This window comes from Chromobacterium haemolyticum (genome assembly GCF_009936155.1).
In the GTDB taxonomy this organism is placed as follows: Bacteria; Pseudomonadota; Gammaproteobacteria; order Burkholderiales; family Chromobacteriaceae; genus Chromobacterium; species Chromobacterium haemolyticum.
Genome location: NZ_AP019312.1, coordinates 371978 through 387003 on the forward strand (window position 1 = coordinate 371978; position 15026 = coordinate 387003).

The window sequence follows — 15026 nt, forward strand, 5'->3', positions numbered from 1 at the left end:
AGAGTGTGTTTACGATTTCGCTCTTGCTCGTGAGATCGTAAACACGTTCTTACAACAGCACGCGTTCGATGCCCCCGTCACGCGCTTGCTCCACGTACTGCTTCAACCAATTCGGGCCCAGCACATGCTTGGCGATTTCCACCACAATGTAGTCGGCCTCGGTGCCGGTATCCGGGCTATAGCGCGACAGACCTTGCAGGCAGGACGGGCAGGAGGTCAGGATCTTTACCGGTTGGGCCGGTTTGGCGCCGCCGGTCAGGGTTTGCAGATTCTTGTTGATTTCCTCTTCCTTGCGCGAGCGAACCTGGGTGGCGATGTCCGGCCGGCTGGCGGCGAAGGTGCCGGACTCCCCGCAGCAGCGGTCCGAAAGGGCCACGCCGCCGCCCAGCAGTTCATTGACCACCTTCATCGGCTGGTAGGCCTTCATCGGTGTATGGCAGGGATCGTGATACAGGTACTGCTGACCGCCGACGCCGTCTAGCTTGACGCCTTTTTCCATCAGGTATTCATGGATGTCGATGATGCGGCAGCCGGGGAAGATGTCCTCGAAGCGGTATTGCGACAACTGGTCGTAGCAGGTGCCGCAGCTGACCACCACGGTTTTGATGTCCAGATAATTCAGCGTGGTGGCCACGCGGTGGAACAACACCCGGTTCTCCGTGGTGATGGCGTCGCCCTTGTCTTGATAACCGGCGCTGGTCTGAGGATAGCCGCAGCAAAGATAGCCGGGCGGCAGCACCGTCTGTGCGCCGACATGCCACAGCATGGCCTGGGTGGCGAGGCCGACCTGGCTGAACAAGCGCTCCGAACCGCAGCCGGGGAAGTAGAACACCGCTTCAGCGTCTTCCGAGAGCTTGGGGTTGCGGATGATGGGCACGATGCTGGCGTCTTCCACGTCCAGCAGCGCGCGCGCGGTTTTCTTGGGCAGGCCGCCGGGCATGGGTTTGTTGATGAAGTGGATCACCTGCTCCTTGACCGGAGCCTTGCCGACGGTGGCCGGAGGTTGCCGGGTCTGGGAGCCTATCAGCCCCAGGCGTTTACCCATCGCGTTGCCCAGTCGTTGGGCTTTGTAGGCGATGCCGACCAAGCCTGTGCGCAGCGCCTTGATGGTGGCCGGATCCTTGGCGGTAAGAAAGGCCATGCCGACGGCGGTGCCGGGGTTGAAGCTCTTGTTGCCGGTCTTGCGCAGGAAGTTGCGCATGGCCACCGAAACATCGCCGAAGTCGATCTTGACCGGGCAAGGTTTGACGCAACGATGGCAGACCGTGCAATGGTCGGCCACGTCGGACAGTTCCTCGAAGTGCTTGAGGCTGACGCCGCGGCGGGTCTGCTCCTCGTAGAGGAAGGCCTCGGTCAGCAGGCCGACGCCGAGGATCTTGTTGCGCGGCGAGTACAGCAGATTGGCGCGCGGTACGTGAGTGGAGCACACCGGCTTGCATTTGCCGCAGCGCAGGCAGTCCTTGATCGAATCGCTGATGGCGCCGATGTCGGACTGTTCCAGAATCAGAGACTCGGCGCCCAGCAGGGAGAACGACGGGGTATAGGCCATGGCGAGGTCGGCGCCGGGCAGCAGTTTTCCGCGGTTGAAGTGGCCGTTGGGGTCCACTTGCTGTTTGTAGGCGCGGAAGGGGGCGATTTCCTCCTCGCTGAGGAATTCCAGCTTGGTGATGCCGATGCCGTGCTCGCCGGAAATCACGCCGCCCAGCGCGCGCGCCAGCGCCATGATGCGTTCCACCGCCTTGTGCGCGGTTTGCAGCATCTCGTAGTCGTCGGAGTTGACCGGCAGGTTGGTGTGGACGTTGCCGTCGCCGGCGTGCATGTGCAGGGCGACGAAGACGCGGCTGCGCAGCACTTTTTGCTGGATGGCGCGGATGGCGGCCAGAATGGGGCCGTCGGTGTTGCCGGAGAACAGTTGTTCCAGTTCCGCCTGCATTTCGCGCTTCCAGCTGACACGCACGACCAGATCGCGCAACGCGTGAAATACGGTGTCCGGAGCGGCGGCGGCGTCTTCCAGCGGCGCGTGCGGCCAGCGTTCGCGGTATTCGTGGAAGGGACGGTCAAGGTGTTCCAACAGCCACTGCCAGCGGTCGCGAGTGATGGCGAGCTGGGACAACGCCGAGGCGCGGCGGTCGCCGATCAGCTCTTCAGACGGCAGATTGGTGTCCAGCTTGTCCACCGGCAGCCGGCCGTGGAAATACTCGGTCAGGGTGTCGAGCAGGCGCAGCTTGTTCTGGATCGACAATTCGATGTTGATGCGCTCGATGCCGTCGCTGTAGTCGCCCAGCCGCGGCAGCGGAATCACCACGTCTTCGTTGATCTTGAAGGCGTTGGTGTGCTTGGCGATGGCGGCGGTGCGGCTGCGGTCCAGCCAGAAGCGCTTGCGCGATTCCGGGGTAATGGCGATGAAGCCCTCGCCGTGGCGCGCATTGGCCAGCCGCACCACTTGGCTGGCGGCTTCCGCCACTGCATCCTCGTGGTCCGATACGAGGTCCGCAATCAACACCATCTTGGGCCGGCCCTTGCTTTTGGCCTTGGTCACATAGGACACCGCGCGCACATAGCGCCAGTCCAGATGTTCGAGGCCGGCCAGCTGCACGCCGGCGGCCAGTGCGGCGCCGCCGGGCTTGAACAAATCGGTGATTTCGACGATGGCCGGCGTGGCTTCGGCCACGGTGCCGAAGAATTCGAGGCAGACGGTGCGAATATGCTTGGGCATGCGGTGCAGCACGAAGCGCGCGCTGGTGATGATGCCGTCGCAGCCTTCTTTTTGCACGCCGGGCAGGCCGGCCAGGAATTTGTCAGTAACGTCTTTGCCCAGGCCCACTTTGCGGAAGGCGCTGCCGGGGATGTCCAGCTGACGGCTGGATACGACGGTGCGACCGTCATCCTTGAGCTGGCTGATGCGGAAGCGGGCGACGTCGACGTCGTGGATCTTGCCGTAGTTGTGGCCCAGGCGTTCAATGAATTGCCATTGGCCGTCCGCGTCCACCATTTTCCAGCTGGCGAGGTTGTCCAGCGTGGTGCCCCATAGCACTGCTTTCTTGCCGCCGGCGTTCATTGCGATATTGCCGCCGATACAGGAGGCCTCCGCCGAGGTGGGATCCACCGCGAACACCAGGCCGGCTGCCGCCGCGGCCTCGGCGACGCGGGCGGTGACCACGCCGGCGCCGCACTGTATGGTGGCGCGGGGGCCGTCCAGGCCGGGCAGCTCAATCTGTTCGACGCCGAGGTGGCGGTCCAGCTTCTCGGTATTGATCACTGCGCTCATGCGGTCCAGCGGCACCGCGCCGCCGGTGTAACCGGTGCCGCCGCCGCGGGGGATGATGGTGAGGCCCAGCTCAATACAGGCGCGCACCAGCGGCGCGATTTCAGCCTCGCTGTCCGGGCTCAGCACCACAAACGGATATTCGACTCGCCAGTCCGTCGCGTCGGTGACGTGGGCGACGCGGGACAGGCCGTCGAACTGGATGTTGTCGCGGCGGGTGAGCCGGGACAGCTTCTTGAGAATTTTGGCGCGCAGCTCGCGGGTGTCTTCGAACTGTTCCGCGAAGCGCTCGACGGCGGCGCGCGCCGCCGTCAACATTTTGCCGACCTTGTCGTTGCCCTCGCGGCGCTTCTCCACCTCGGCCAGCCGGTGGCGCATCGCGTCGACCAAGGCCGCCAGCCGCTTTGGGTTGTCCAGCAGATCGTCGACCAGATAGGGATTGCGGTCCACCACCCAGATATCGCCCAAGACCTCGAACAGCATGCGGGCGGAGCGGCCGGTCTTGCGTTCGGCGCGCAGCTCCTCCAGCAGTTTCCACATCGGCGCGCCCAGCAGGCGGATGAAAATCTCGCGGTCGGAATACGAGGTGTAGTTGTACGGGATCTCCCGCACACGGGCTTGGGTGGTGGTGGTCATTGTCCGTGCAGCTGTCATTATTGGAAAAACGTCCACCAGTGTAGCCCAATTGTTGCGTTGCGAAAAACCCGCATTCACTAGGGATTTCCTTCTTTACTTCAAGATATTGGGGCGGATTGTATATTGTTGGGCAAGACAGCGCGCCCCCATCTCGGCGGCTTGGCCGCGCTGGGGAAGGAATGGTGTGCGCTATTCCATTTACAGGGCGAAAGCTGCTGATTTTATGCTTTTTATGGGTAAACTGAGGCTTGAACGCGCCGCGCTGATCGGGATGGCGCGGCCACGATGGGAATGGAGAATGTGATGATGTGGAAGAAGTGGGCTATGGCCTTGCTGCTGGCGGCGTCGCTGAGCGGCTGCGGCTACAACGCGATGCAGACTCAGGACGAGGCGGCCAACGCTGCCTGGTCCGAAGTCATCAATCAGTATCAGCGGCGTGCGGATCTGATTCCCAATCTGGTCAAGACGGTGCAGGGCTACGCCAAGCATGAAAAAGAAGTGCTGACTCAAGTGACCGCCGCGCGGGCGCGGGTGGGTAGCATTCAGATGGACCCGGGGACGGCGACCGACGAGAAAAAGCTCAATGACTTTGCCGCGGCGCAGAATCAGCTGGGTTCGGCGCTGTCACGCTTGTTGGTCGTGTCGGAGAACTACCCGCAGTTGAAGGCGGATCAATCCTTCCGCGATCTGCAGGCGCAGCTGGAGGGCACCGAAAACCGCATTGCGCTGGCGCGCAAGCGCTATATCGATTCGGTGCAGGCGTACAACAGCACGGTGCGCACCTTTCCCAATAATTTGACCGCGATGATGTTCAGCCTGAAGACCCGGCCTAATTTCACGGTGGAGAATGAGAAGGCCATCTCCGCCGCGCCTCAGGTCAACTTCGGCGAGCCGGAGGCGAGCAAATAAGATGACGGCGCTATGGCGTTGCTTGGGCTTCGCGTTGCTGCTGTGCGGGCAGTTGGCGCGAGCGGAGCTGGCGGTGCCGCCGCCCAGTTCTCCCGTGGTGGACCTTGCCGGCTTCTTATCGGCGGACGAGCGAGGGCAATTGGAACAGCAATTGCTGACGTTTCATCAGCGCAAGGGCAGCCAGCTGGCGGTGTTGATCGTGCCGTCGGTGGAGCCGGAGACGCCGTTTGATTACGGCACCCGGGTGATGGATGCCTGGAAGCTGGGCCGCAAGGGAATAGACGACGGGGTGTTGTTGCTGATCGTTGCGGACCAGCGCAAGAGCCAACTGCTGGTGGGGCGCGGCTTGGAGGGTGCGATTCCGGATATTTACGCCAAGAGCATTCTGCAGGATACGCTGCGTCCGCTGTTTAGACAGGGACTGCGCTTCCAGGGCATACAGGCGGCGATTGCACAGCTGGAGGGCCTGATAGACGGGGAGAAGCTGCCGTCGCCGCCGGCTCAGACCCCGCAGCAGGGCTGGGAGGATAGCTGGCCGGCGTTGGCGTTCGCGGTCTTGTTCGGCGCCGGCGTGGTTAGCCGTCTGTTCGGACGGCTGATCGGCAGCTTCATCATGGGCTGTCTGGGCATTGTCGCTGCCTTGCTGTTGGGCGCCGGCGTCATGTTCGCCTTGTTGGCCGGCGCGGTGGCGGCGCTGCTTTGCCTGGTGATCGGTTCCCATGGCGTCTCGTTCGGTGGGGGCGGCGGCGGTTGGGGAGGCGGATCTGGAGGCAGCCGCGGAGGCGGCGGCTGGTCCGGCGGAGGCGGGGGTTTTGGCGGCGGCGGCGCTTCGGGAGATTGGTGATGTGGAAATCATGGAGTAGAGCGCTGCGTCACTTGGCCAGCACCGGCTGGTTGGCGCGGCGGCGGTTTCCCGCCTCGGAATTGGCGCGCTTGCAGCAGGGGATCGCGGCTTCGGAGCGCGAGCATGCGAGCCAGCTGCGCTTTGTGGTGGAGTCGGCGCTGGACTGGCGAGACGCTTGGCGCGGCATGAGCGCGCGCGAACGGGCGTTGGAGTGGTTTGGTCTGTTGCGGGTATGGGACACCGAGGAAAACACCGGCGTGTTGGTGTACGTGTTGCTGGCGGAGCGTCGTATCGAAATCATCGCCGACCGCGGCATTGATAGGCGGGTGCCGCCGCGAGCCTGGGAGAAGATTTGCGCCGAAGTCGGTGACTCGATGGCGAAGGGGCAGCGGGTGGCTGGCCTGGAGACCGGCTTGCGGCGCATACACGCGCTATTGGTCGAGCATGCGCCGCGCCGGGGTGGGCCCGGCGTCAACGAGCTACCGGACGAGGTGATCGTCCGCTGAGTCAGCTGGCGGCGTTGACGGCGAGCTGTGTCGCCAGCTGCACGGCTTCGAACAAGCTGCCGGGATGTGCGCGGCCGCTGCCGGCTAGGTCCAGCGCGGTGCCGTGGTCGACGGAGGTGCGGATGATGGGCAGGCCCAGCGTGATATTAATGCCGGCTCCGAAGCTGGCGTGCTTGAGCACCGGCAAGCCTTGGTCGTGATACATCGCCAGCACCGCGTCGCAATGCCGCAGTTTGTCCGGATTGAACAGGGTATCGGCGGGCAGGGGCCCGATCAGGTCCAGGCCCTCGCCGCGCAACCGCGCCAACAGCGGTTCGATGATTTCGATTTCCTCGCGCCCCAGGTGGCCGCTTTCGCCGGCATGGGGGTTCAGACCCGCCACCAGCACGCGCGGCGCGGCGATGCCGAACTTGACGCGCAGGTCCGCGTGCAGAATGCGGATGACCTGCCCCAGGCTGTCCGTGGTGATGGCGTCGGGGACATCGCGCAGCGGCAGGTGAGTCGTGGCCAGCGCCACGCGCATGCCGCCGCCGGCCAGCATCATCACTACCTTGGGGGTTCGCGTGCGTTCGGCCAGGTATTCGGTATGGCCGGAGAAGGCGACGCCGCCATCGTTGATCACGCCCTTGTGCACCGGCGCGGTTACCATGGCGGCAAATTCTCCGGCCAGGCAACCGTCGATGGCGCGGTCCAGCGTCGCCAGCACATAGCCGGCGTTGGCCGGGTCCAGCCGTCCGGGGACGGCAGGAGCCGCCAGCGGGACATGGCAAATTTCCAGTCCCTGTGTTGGCGCCGGAGCGCCCGGCGCGTAATCATGCAGCGGAAGCGGGAGGCCAAGCTGGCGCGCGCGCGCGGCCAGCATGGCCTTGTCGCCGATCAGCACGTACCGCGAGCCGATGCCGGCTTCCGTCAGCCTCAGCGCCAGGTCAGGCCCTACGCCGGCGGGTTCGCCGGTGGTGACGGCCAATACGGGGACGTCCATGCTTACTTCTCGTCCAGCCGTTCTTCGACGAAGGCCGAATCGCGCAGCTGGCGCACCCAGTCGGCGTACGCTTGTTCGATCTTGCGGGAACGGATCTGCTGTTTGACCGCCAGTCGCTCGCGGTCGCCGGATACGTCCTGATTGCGCTTGCCTTCCACCAGGATCAAATGCCAGCCGAAGGGGGTGCGCACCGCTTGCGACAGTTGGCCGATGGGCAATTGCGTCATCGCGCTTTCAAAATCCGGCACCAAGTCGCCCAGATTGACCCAGCCCAGATCGCCGCCTTTGGCGTTGCTGCCGTCTTCGGAGTAGAGCTTGGCCATGTCTGCGAACTTGGCGCCGCGCTGGATGCGATCGCGCACTTGTTCGATGCGGGCTTTGGCGTCGCTGGCCGACACCGCTTCGTTGGTGCGGATCAGAATGTGGCGCACATGGTATTGCTCCACCATCATCGGCGCGCCGCTGTCGCGCTTGTCCTGGAGTTGGAAGATGAAGAAGCCTTGCTGGGTGCGGATCACATTGGTGTGCTGGCCGGTTTTCAGTTGTTCCAGCATCTGTACGAATTCAACCGGCAGCGACACCGCGCTGCGCCAGCCCATGTCCCCGCCCTTCAGCGCATTGGGCGCATCGGAGTAGCTGGCCGATACTTTGGCGAAGGACTGTCCCGCCTCCAGCTCCGCCAGCGCTTTTTCGGCTTTCTTCGACAGGGCGTCGATCTGCTTGGCGTCGGCGCGTTCGGGAACATTGACCAGGATGCTGGCCAGGTGGTATTCGGCGCGGTTGCCGCTCTGTGCGCTTTTCAGCACTTGGTCGACTTCGGTTTCGTTGACGTTGACCTTGGCGGCGACCTCGCTGTCGCGCAAGCGAGCGATGGTCAGTTCTTTTCGGACTTCGGCGCGCAGCTTGTCGAAGGCTAGGCCTTCCTTGGCCAATTGGGCTTTCAGGCCGGCAACGTCCATCTTGTTCTGCTTGGCCAGATTGGCCACCGCCTGATCCACGGCGGCGTCGTCTATGCGCAGGCCGCCGCTGGCGGCGTACTGCAGTTGAACCTCCTCGGTGATCATCTGTTCCAGCATTTGCTTTTCCAGCACGGCGCGCGCTGGCGGCGTGACTTTCTGAGCTTGAAGCTGCTTGATGGCCTCGTCGACGCGGGTTTGCAGGTCCAGCCAGGTGATCACATTCTTGTTGACCACTGCAACGATGCGGTCCACTTCTTTGACCGGGGTTGCGGGAGCGGCGATGGCGCCTTGCAGGGCGCCGGCTAGCAGCAGGGCGAGCAGAGTCTGTTTCATGATCATCGCTTATAAATCGTTAGTCTTGCTATAGCCGGGAATCGCCAGCTTCAGCGTGTTGAGCGGATTGTTGCCGAAGCCGCCAAGTCCCTTGAATTCCAGCTGGAAATAAATGGCGTTCTTGGTGGTGGTCAGGTCGCTGACATAGCGCTGGCCGACCAGCCGCGCCGACCAGCAACCGTCGTTGTACTCGAATCCGGCCAGTTGTTCCAGCGGCTTGCGGTCGGCCAGCGAGTAATTGTAGCGGCCCAGCGCATACCATTTCTTGGCGATAGGCCACTGGGCGCCGATGTCGATCTGGCGCAAGGGGCCATACAGGGAGGTGTTGTCCTGTTGCTCGTAGCGGCCGTAGCGATAGCGCGCGCTGAGCACCTTGCCGGGCGCCGGGTTGTAGCGCAGTTGAGCGTTGTAGCGCTCGGTGGTTTTCAGCGCCTCGTTCCATTCATAGGAGCTGTCCAATCGCCAGCCCTTGGCTAGGTCGCCGCTGGCGCCAAGCAAGAGATTGGAGCCACTGACGGTTCGTTGTTGCGGCACGCCGGCCAGCGAGATGTCATCCTGGTTGAAGTAGTAACGCTTGCCCACGGTCAATCGGATTCGTTCCAGACCGTTTTCCTGGTTGATCAGGCGGCTGGTCAGCGCAGTGGTCAGCTGGTTGGCGCCGTTAACGCGGTCGGAGCCGGAGAAACGGTTCTCGGTGAACAACTGCGCAAAGTTGAAATCATTCTCCGAGGTGTCGAAGTTGGGCAGATTGTTTTGGCTGCGAGTCGGGATATTGACGTAGAACAGTCTCGGCTCCAGCGTCAGCAGGTGATCCTGTCCCAGGAACTCGGTATCGCGGTCGAAGTAGAGGCCGGCGTCGGTGCTGAAGATGGGCAGGCTGCGCGACACCGAGCGGGCTTGCTGACCGGGCAGCGCATCCAACTGGTATTCAGTCAGATGCATGCCGATCTTGGGCCGTAGAAAGCCCCAGCTTTTGTCCAGACTCCAAGTGAGGCTGGGATAGGCGACCAGGCGGTCGCCGTTTTGCAATGTCGGGTGAGAAAAGCGGGTCAGCTCGCTCTGAAGGTTGGCGCTGAAGCCTTGCGGCAGTTTCTGGTTGACGTTGAAAATCAGCTGAGGCAACCGCGCGTAAGGGATGTCGCCTGGGGCGGGCTTCTCCAGTAGCGTCTGGTAGCGCTGCGCGCGCAAGGTGGTGTTGGCCGAACCGCCCTGCCAGCCGAAACCGTAGCTGAGCCAGGCTTCGCGCACCAAGTTGACGTTGGCGGCGATGCTAAGACGATCGCCGAAATCCTTGAAGTAGTTGGGGTCCGAGACGTAGTTGGCGTTGTAGCCGAAGGTCAGGCCCGGCGCCAATGTCTGGTTATGAGTCGCATACCAGGCGTAGCGGTTTTTGTCGGTGACTTTGTCCTTGGGTAGTTGCTCAGTGTAGATCGAGCCGGAATAGCTGGGCTGCAGGTAGCGAAACTCCGCGCCCAACATGGTGCCGTGCTTGTCGTTGAAGTGCGGGGTGATGGTCGCGTCGTAGTTAGGCGCGATATTCCAGTAATACGGTAGCGCTACTTCAGTGCCGTTACTGCCGGTTTTGAAGGAGGGCGGCAGAAAGCCGCTTTTGCGGTTGCCGTTGAGCGGAAAATCCATCCACGGCGTGTATAGGATGGGCACGCCGTAGAAATTCAGCCGCGCGTTGCGGGCGGTGCCGACGCCGTTGACATAGTCCAGATCCAGCAGCGAGGAGTTCAAATACCAGGAATCGTCGCCGGGTTCGCAGCTATTGATGCGGCTGTTGTAGACCCGGTACTGGTTCTGGCCGCGGAAGTCCACTTGCTGGCCGTCGCCGCGCATTGGCACCGTGCTCATGGGACGGGGGCTGGCAGGCGCGCCTTTGGCGGCCGGCGCGGGTTTCCCCATGGCGAATACCGGGTCCATGCCGGTGCCGCTGTAGTTGGCCACGTTGTAATCCAGCGTGGTGCCGGTCACCACATCGACTCCGCGCGTCATCTTGAAGCGGTCGCCGGCCTTGACTCGGTCCTTGTTCTGGTAATAGTCCAGCCAGTCGGACTCCAGCTTCTGGTCGTCGCGAGTGACCACCACGTTGCCGCGGGCCTTCAGCTCCACATTCATCTCGCCGTCCATATCGTCGGCGGTGACGTGGGTCTGGCCTTCGGCCTTGGGCGGGGTAGGCAGGGCGATCGGGGCGTCTTCATCGGCCAAGGCCAGCGCCGGCTGCAGTGAAAACGCGGCCGCCAGCGCCAAGGCTAGCGGATTGGGTTTGATTCTGGGCATGCACAAAGCCATATCTAAGGGGCGGCGGGGCAGTATAAAATCAGCCAATTCTATCAGCACCAAGACGAAGCGACATGCATAGACAGGAACTCATCAAAAAATGGCTGGCGGATTTGTACCCGGGGCAGGACATCGGGCTCGAATTCGCCGCCGCGGATGCCGACTTCCGGCGCTACTTCCGTGCGACCTGGCCGGATGGCGCGAGTTGCATCGTGATGGATGCGCCGCCGGAAAAAATGAGCACCGACGCCTATGTGCAAGTGCGCGACGTTTTCGCCATGGTCAATGTTCCCAAGCTGCTGGCACGTGATCGCGAACAAGGTCTGTTGTTGTTGGAGGACCTGGGCCGGGTGACCTATTTGGCCGCCTTGGAGCATGATGGACGCGAGCAGGTGCGGCGTCATCTGCTGTTGGAGGCGCTGGATACCCTGGTGGAGATCCAGTCCGCCAGCCAGCCGGGAGTGTTGCCGGAATACGACGAAGCGTTGCTGACGCGCGAGTTGAACCTGTTTCCGGAATGGTTCTGCGCCAAGGAATTGGGACAGCCGCTGAATGTTGCCCAACGTCAGTTGTGGGAGGCTGGGGTCAAGGCTTTGTTACCAGTGTTGCTGGCCCAGTCCAAGGTGTTTGTGCATCGGGATTTCATTGTGCGCAATCTGATGCTGACCCCTGGAAAGCCGGGGGTGTTGGATTTCCAGGACGCGGTGTATGGTCCTATTAGCTACGACATCGTCAGTCTGTTGCGCGACGCTTTCATCGAATGGGACGAGCCTTTTGTGCTCGATATTGCGATCCGCTATTGGGAAAAGGCGCGCGCCGCCGACCTGCCGGTGCCGGCGGAGTTCGACGTTTTCTACCGTAATTTCGAGTGGATGGGGGTGCAGCGCCACTTGAAAGTGGCTGGCATCTTCGCGCGTTTGTTCCATCGAGACGGCAAGGACAAGTATCGCGCGGAGATTCCGCGTTTCATCAAATATCTGAAACGGACCACCCGTCGTTACCAGGAGCTGGCGCCGTTCTATCAATTGCTGTTGCAGTTGGTGGGTAAGGATCAGACCGACGAAGAACTACAGTCGGCCTATCCGGTAATGAGCTACAAGGGGTGAGCATGCCTAAAGCCATGATTCTGGCTGCCGGCCGCGGCGAGCGGATGCGGCCGCTGACCGACCATGCGCCCAAGCCCTTGTTGGCCGTGGGCGGTAAGCCCTTGATTGTTTGGCAGATCGAACGCCTGGTGGCTGCGGGTTTCGCCGATATCGTGATCAATCACGCCTGGCTTGGGGCGCAGATTGAACGGGAACTGGGCGACGGCGGCCGCTTTGGTGCGCGTATCGCTTACTCCGCCGAGGGCGAGCCATTAGAGACCGCCGGCGGCATCGCCAAAGCCTTGCCCCTATTGCGAGAAGGCAGAGAGCGCGCCTTTCTGTGCGTGGCGGCGGACATCTACACCGATTATGACTATGCCTGCCTGCTGCCGCGGCTGGATGCGCTGGAGCGGCGGGAAGAGCCGGGAATGTACCTGGTGATGACCGATAATCCGGACTTCCACGCCGGTGGCGATTTCGCGCTGGCGCCGGATGGGGGCTTGCGAGCCGACGGCGAGCGCAAACTGACTTTCTCCAGCATCGGTCTTTACGATACCCGTATGTTTGCCGGGCTTCTCGCGGGCCGTTTCGCGCCGATGCGCCCGTTATACGACGCCGCGATCGCGGCGGGGCGGGCCAGCGGCGAGTACTTCAACGGCGTCTGGCACAATGTAGGCACGCCGCAGCAATTGCAGCAGTTGGATGCGCAATTGCGCGCCGGTCCGGGTTGAGGCAATGTCGGCTTCGTCTCTTCCCGGCGCGCGTCGTATTCTCGGCATCGATCCCGGCAGTCGCATTACCGGCTTCGGGGTGATCGATTTGCTGGGGCAGCAGCGCCATTACGTGGCCTCCGGCTGCATCCGCACGCCGCAGGGAGCGCCCTTGAGTGAACGCATACGCGTGATCGTCGACGGCTTGTTCGGCGTGATCGATACCTACCGGCCGCAGGCGGCGGCGGTAGAGCAAGTGTTCGTCAACGTTAATCCCGCTGCCACGCTGATGTTGGGTCAAGCGCGCGGAGCCTGCATTACTGCGCTGGTGTTGAGAGATTTGCCGGTGGCGGAATATACCGCGCTGCAGGTCAAACAGTCCGTCGCAGGTCACGGTAAGGCCGCCAAGGAGCAGGTGCAACACATGGTGGTGCGTATGCTGAATTTGTCCGGCACGCCCCAGGCCGATGCCGCCGATGCGTTGGCGGTGGCCTTGGCGCACGCCAACCTCAGCGCCGGAGCCTTAGGCCTGCTGGCGCAAAGCGGCCTGAAAATTCGAGGCGGCCGGCTGGTGTAGCCGGCGTGCCTGTAATCGCTTGAAGAAAGAACCCGAACATGATTGGACGCCTGAGCGGCAACCTCATCGAAAAACTCCCTCCGCAAGTGGTGCTGGACGTCAACGGAGTCGGCTATGAAATCGATGTGCCGATGACCACTTTTTACCAACTGCCGGCTTTGGGTCAAAAAACCACGCTGTTCACCCACCTGGTGGTAAGAGAAGACGCCCACCTGCTGTTCGGCTTCGCCAGCAAGGAGGATAGACAGACCTTCCGGCAATTGGTGAAGGTAACCGGCATCGGCGCCAAGATCGCCCTGGCGATCCTCTCCGGCATGACTACCGACGACTTGGCGGTGGCGGTGGCCAGCGAGGATATCAAACGCCTGTCCGCGGTGCCGGGCATCGGCAAGAAAACCGCGGAACGCCTGGTGCTGGAGTTGCGCGGCAAATTGGCCACCGGCAGCAATCTGACCGCCCCGGGAGGCCTGGCTTTCGCCGCCACGCCGGATGAGAAGGGCGACATCGTCAACGCCTTGTTGGCGCTGGGGTACAACGAGAAGGAGGCTGCCGCCGCCACCAAGGGCTTGCCGGCTGACGTGACGGTGAGCGAGGGCGTGCGTCTTGCCTTGAAGAGTCTGATGAAGTTTTAAGAACCTGTTTACGATCTCGCGAGCAAGAGCGAGATAAGGCGAAAACGAGCGAAAAAGCGGAATGTACTCGTGGTACATGAGCATTTTGTGGGTGTTTTCAACGCCGTATCGCCGAAGCGCAGCAGACTTTGAACAGGTTTTAAGACCCGCTAACAAAACCCCTGATCCTGCGTTGCGCCTCCTTGTCGTACTACTTGTACTGCCTGCGTCGGCGCGCCTTGGCCCAGGTGCTCTGAGAGGTTTTGTTAGGACCGTCAAGGAAGAGTGGTGTGCGTTGGCCTCGCATAAAAAAAGCCGCCCAGAAGGGCGGCGAATGGAGGCGGGCACACATGCGTGTGTTCCTTGGGACGACTCCGGGTAAAGCGAGTATCGGCGCGACAGGTCAGGGCAAGCGAGCCAGGCGGGTTGTGCGCCGATGAATGAAAGCGGAATTAGCCAGCGGCTTTGAGAGTGACGTTGGTGCGTACCGAGGTTACGCCCGGTACGCGGGAAGCTTCTTCAGCTACGCGGCGCAGCGCTTCTTCGCTGGGCGCGGTGCCATTCAGGGTGACTTCGCCTGCTTTCACACTGGTCTGGATATTGGCGCCAACCTGAGCCGCGGCTTTGGCGACGGCCTCCTGAACCGCCTGGTTCAGACCGGTGGCTGCGCTTGGCGTAGCTTCGGCGATAAAAGCTTCAGTAGCGCTGGCGTCGCCTTTGGCTGCGGTAGCACGCTGGGCTTGCTCGGCCGGGGCGCTGGCGTCGCCTTTGGCTGCGGTGGCGCGTTGGGCTTGCTCGGCCGGAGCGCTGGCGTCGCCTTTGGCTGCGGTAGCGCGCTGTGCTTGCTCGGCCGGAGCGCTGGCGTCGTCCTTGGCTGCGGTGGCGCGTTGAGCTTGTTCGGCCGGAGCGCTGGCGTCGCCTTTGGCTGCGGTAGCGCGCTGGGCTTGCTCGGCCGGAGCGCTGGCGTCGCCTTTGGCTGCGGTGGCGCGTTGGGCTTGCTCGGCCGGAGCGCTGGCGTCGCCTTTGGCTGCGGTGGCGCGTTGAGCCTGCTCGGCCGGGGCGCTGGCGTCTTGAGCCGCCCAGCTGGCGCCGGTGAACAGGGAAGTCATCAGAGCAATGGCAAGAGTGGATTTCTTCATGGGATTAACCTTTTTGAGAGAGTGAGTCACATCGCTTGCGCTTGAGTCTGTCGCGCTTCGATCATTTGCGCTCTCCCTATGGCAAAAGGCGTGCCAGCTTTGATTTTTTCTTATTTTTCAGTGGCTTGAGTTTTTTGTGGCTGGAGTTGGCTTGCAGGATGCGGCTATTCTGTCGCTGTTTGGCGAC

At 62.5% G+C, this 15026-nt stretch carries 12 protein-coding genes; 7 read left to right on the forward strand and 5 right to left on the reverse strand.

What is annotated here, in order from left to right; all coding sequences use genetic code 11:
- Nucleotides 1-49 precede the first annotated feature (49 nt).
- Entirely contained in the window at nucleotides 50-3901 is a 3852-nt protein-coding gene (locus GYH29_RS01705; protein ID WP_161523096.1) for a DUF3683 domain-containing protein, read from the reverse strand.
- A 306-nt stretch (nucleotides 3902-4207) separates the two neighbouring features.
- Between GYH29_RS01705 and GYH29_RS01710 the strand changes: the two genes are divergently transcribed.
- Genes GYH29_RS01710 through GYH29_RS01720 form a run of 3 tightly spaced genes read left to right on the forward strand, consistent with a single transcriptional unit; the run spans nucleotide 4208 to nucleotide 6160 of the window.
- Nucleotides 4208-4810: a LemA family protein gene (locus GYH29_RS01710; RefSeq protein ID WP_107733151.1), complete on the forward strand. Its 603-nt coding sequence runs from the start codon at nucleotides 4208-4210 to the stop codon at nucleotides 4808-4810.
- A gap of 1 nt (nucleotide 4811) precedes the next feature.
- Nucleotides 4812-5654 (forward strand): TPM domain-containing protein, encoded by an 843-nt coding sequence (locus GYH29_RS01715; RefSeq protein ID WP_161523097.1) that lies wholly within the window; start codon nucleotides 4812-4814, stop codon nucleotides 5652-5654.
- Nucleotides 5654-6160 (forward strand): TPM domain-containing protein, encoded by a 507-nt coding sequence (locus GYH29_RS01720; protein WP_118266419.1) that lies wholly within the window; start codon nucleotides 5654-5656, stop codon nucleotides 6158-6160. Before GYH29_RS01715 ends, GYH29_RS01720 begins: the two co-directional genes overlap by 1 nt.
- A gap of 1 nt (nucleotide 6161) precedes the next feature.
- Here GYH29_RS01720 and pdxA read toward each other — a convergent pair whose 3' ends face one another.
- From pdxA to GYH29_RS01735, 3 genes are read right to left on the reverse strand one after another with little or no spacing between them, the layout of a single operon-like run.
- Nucleotides 6162-7142, reverse strand: coding sequence for a 4-hydroxythreonine-4-phosphate dehydrogenase PdxA (gene pdxA / locus GYH29_RS01725; RefSeq protein WP_118266422.1), 981 nt, complete (start codon nucleotides 7140-7142; stop codon nucleotides 6162-6164).
- 2 nt (nucleotides 7143-7144) lie between these two features.
- Nucleotides 7145-8434, reverse strand: coding sequence for a peptidylprolyl isomerase (locus GYH29_RS01730; RefSeq protein WP_174243630.1), 1290 nt, complete (start codon nucleotides 8432-8434; stop codon nucleotides 7145-7147).
- A gap of 9 nt (nucleotides 8435-8443) precedes the next feature.
- Nucleotides 8444-10717: an LPS-assembly protein LptD gene (locus GYH29_RS01735; RefSeq protein WP_043592336.1), complete on the reverse strand. Its 2274-nt coding sequence runs from the start codon at nucleotides 10715-10717 to the stop codon at nucleotides 8444-8446.
- 74 nt (nucleotides 10718-10791) lie between these two features.
- On the opposite strand from GYH29_RS01735, the gene amgK reads away from it, so the two are divergent.
- From amgK to ruvA, 4 genes are read left to right on the forward strand one after another with little or no spacing between them, the layout of a single operon-like run.
- Nucleotides 10792-11823: an N-acetylmuramate/N-acetylglucosamine kinase AmgK gene (amgK, locus tag GYH29_RS01740; protein ID WP_019100529.1), complete on the forward strand. Its 1032-nt coding sequence runs from the start codon at nucleotides 10792-10794 to the stop codon at nucleotides 11821-11823.
- A gap of 2 nt (nucleotides 11824-11825) precedes the next feature.
- Entirely contained in the window at nucleotides 11826-12533 is a 708-nt protein-coding gene (gene murU, locus GYH29_RS01745; protein WP_198001634.1) for an N-acetylmuramate alpha-1-phosphate uridylyltransferase MurU, read from the forward strand.
- 4 nt (nucleotides 12534-12537) lie between these two features.
- Nucleotides 12538-13089, forward strand: a complete 552-nt coding sequence (gene ruvC / locus GYH29_RS01750) for a crossover junction endodeoxyribonuclease RuvC (RefSeq protein WP_043592300.1) — start codon at nucleotides 12538-12540, stop codon at nucleotides 13087-13089.
- Nucleotides 13090-13127: 38 nt separating this feature from the next.
- The gene (gene ruvA / locus GYH29_RS01755; RefSeq protein ID WP_019100526.1) at nucleotides 13128-13721 is read left to right on the forward strand and encodes a Holliday junction branch migration protein RuvA; all 594 of its coding nucleotides are present in this window, start codon (nucleotides 13128-13130) and stop codon (nucleotides 13719-13721) included.
- Between the two features lie 431 nt (nucleotides 13722-14152).
- On the opposite strand, the gene GYH29_RS01760 is transcribed toward ruvA, so the two are convergent.
- Nucleotides 14153-14839 (reverse strand): BON domain-containing protein, encoded by a 687-nt coding sequence (locus GYH29_RS01760; protein WP_118266425.1) that lies wholly within the window; start codon nucleotides 14837-14839, stop codon nucleotides 14153-14155.
- Between the last annotated feature and the right edge of the window lie 187 nt (nucleotides 14840-15026).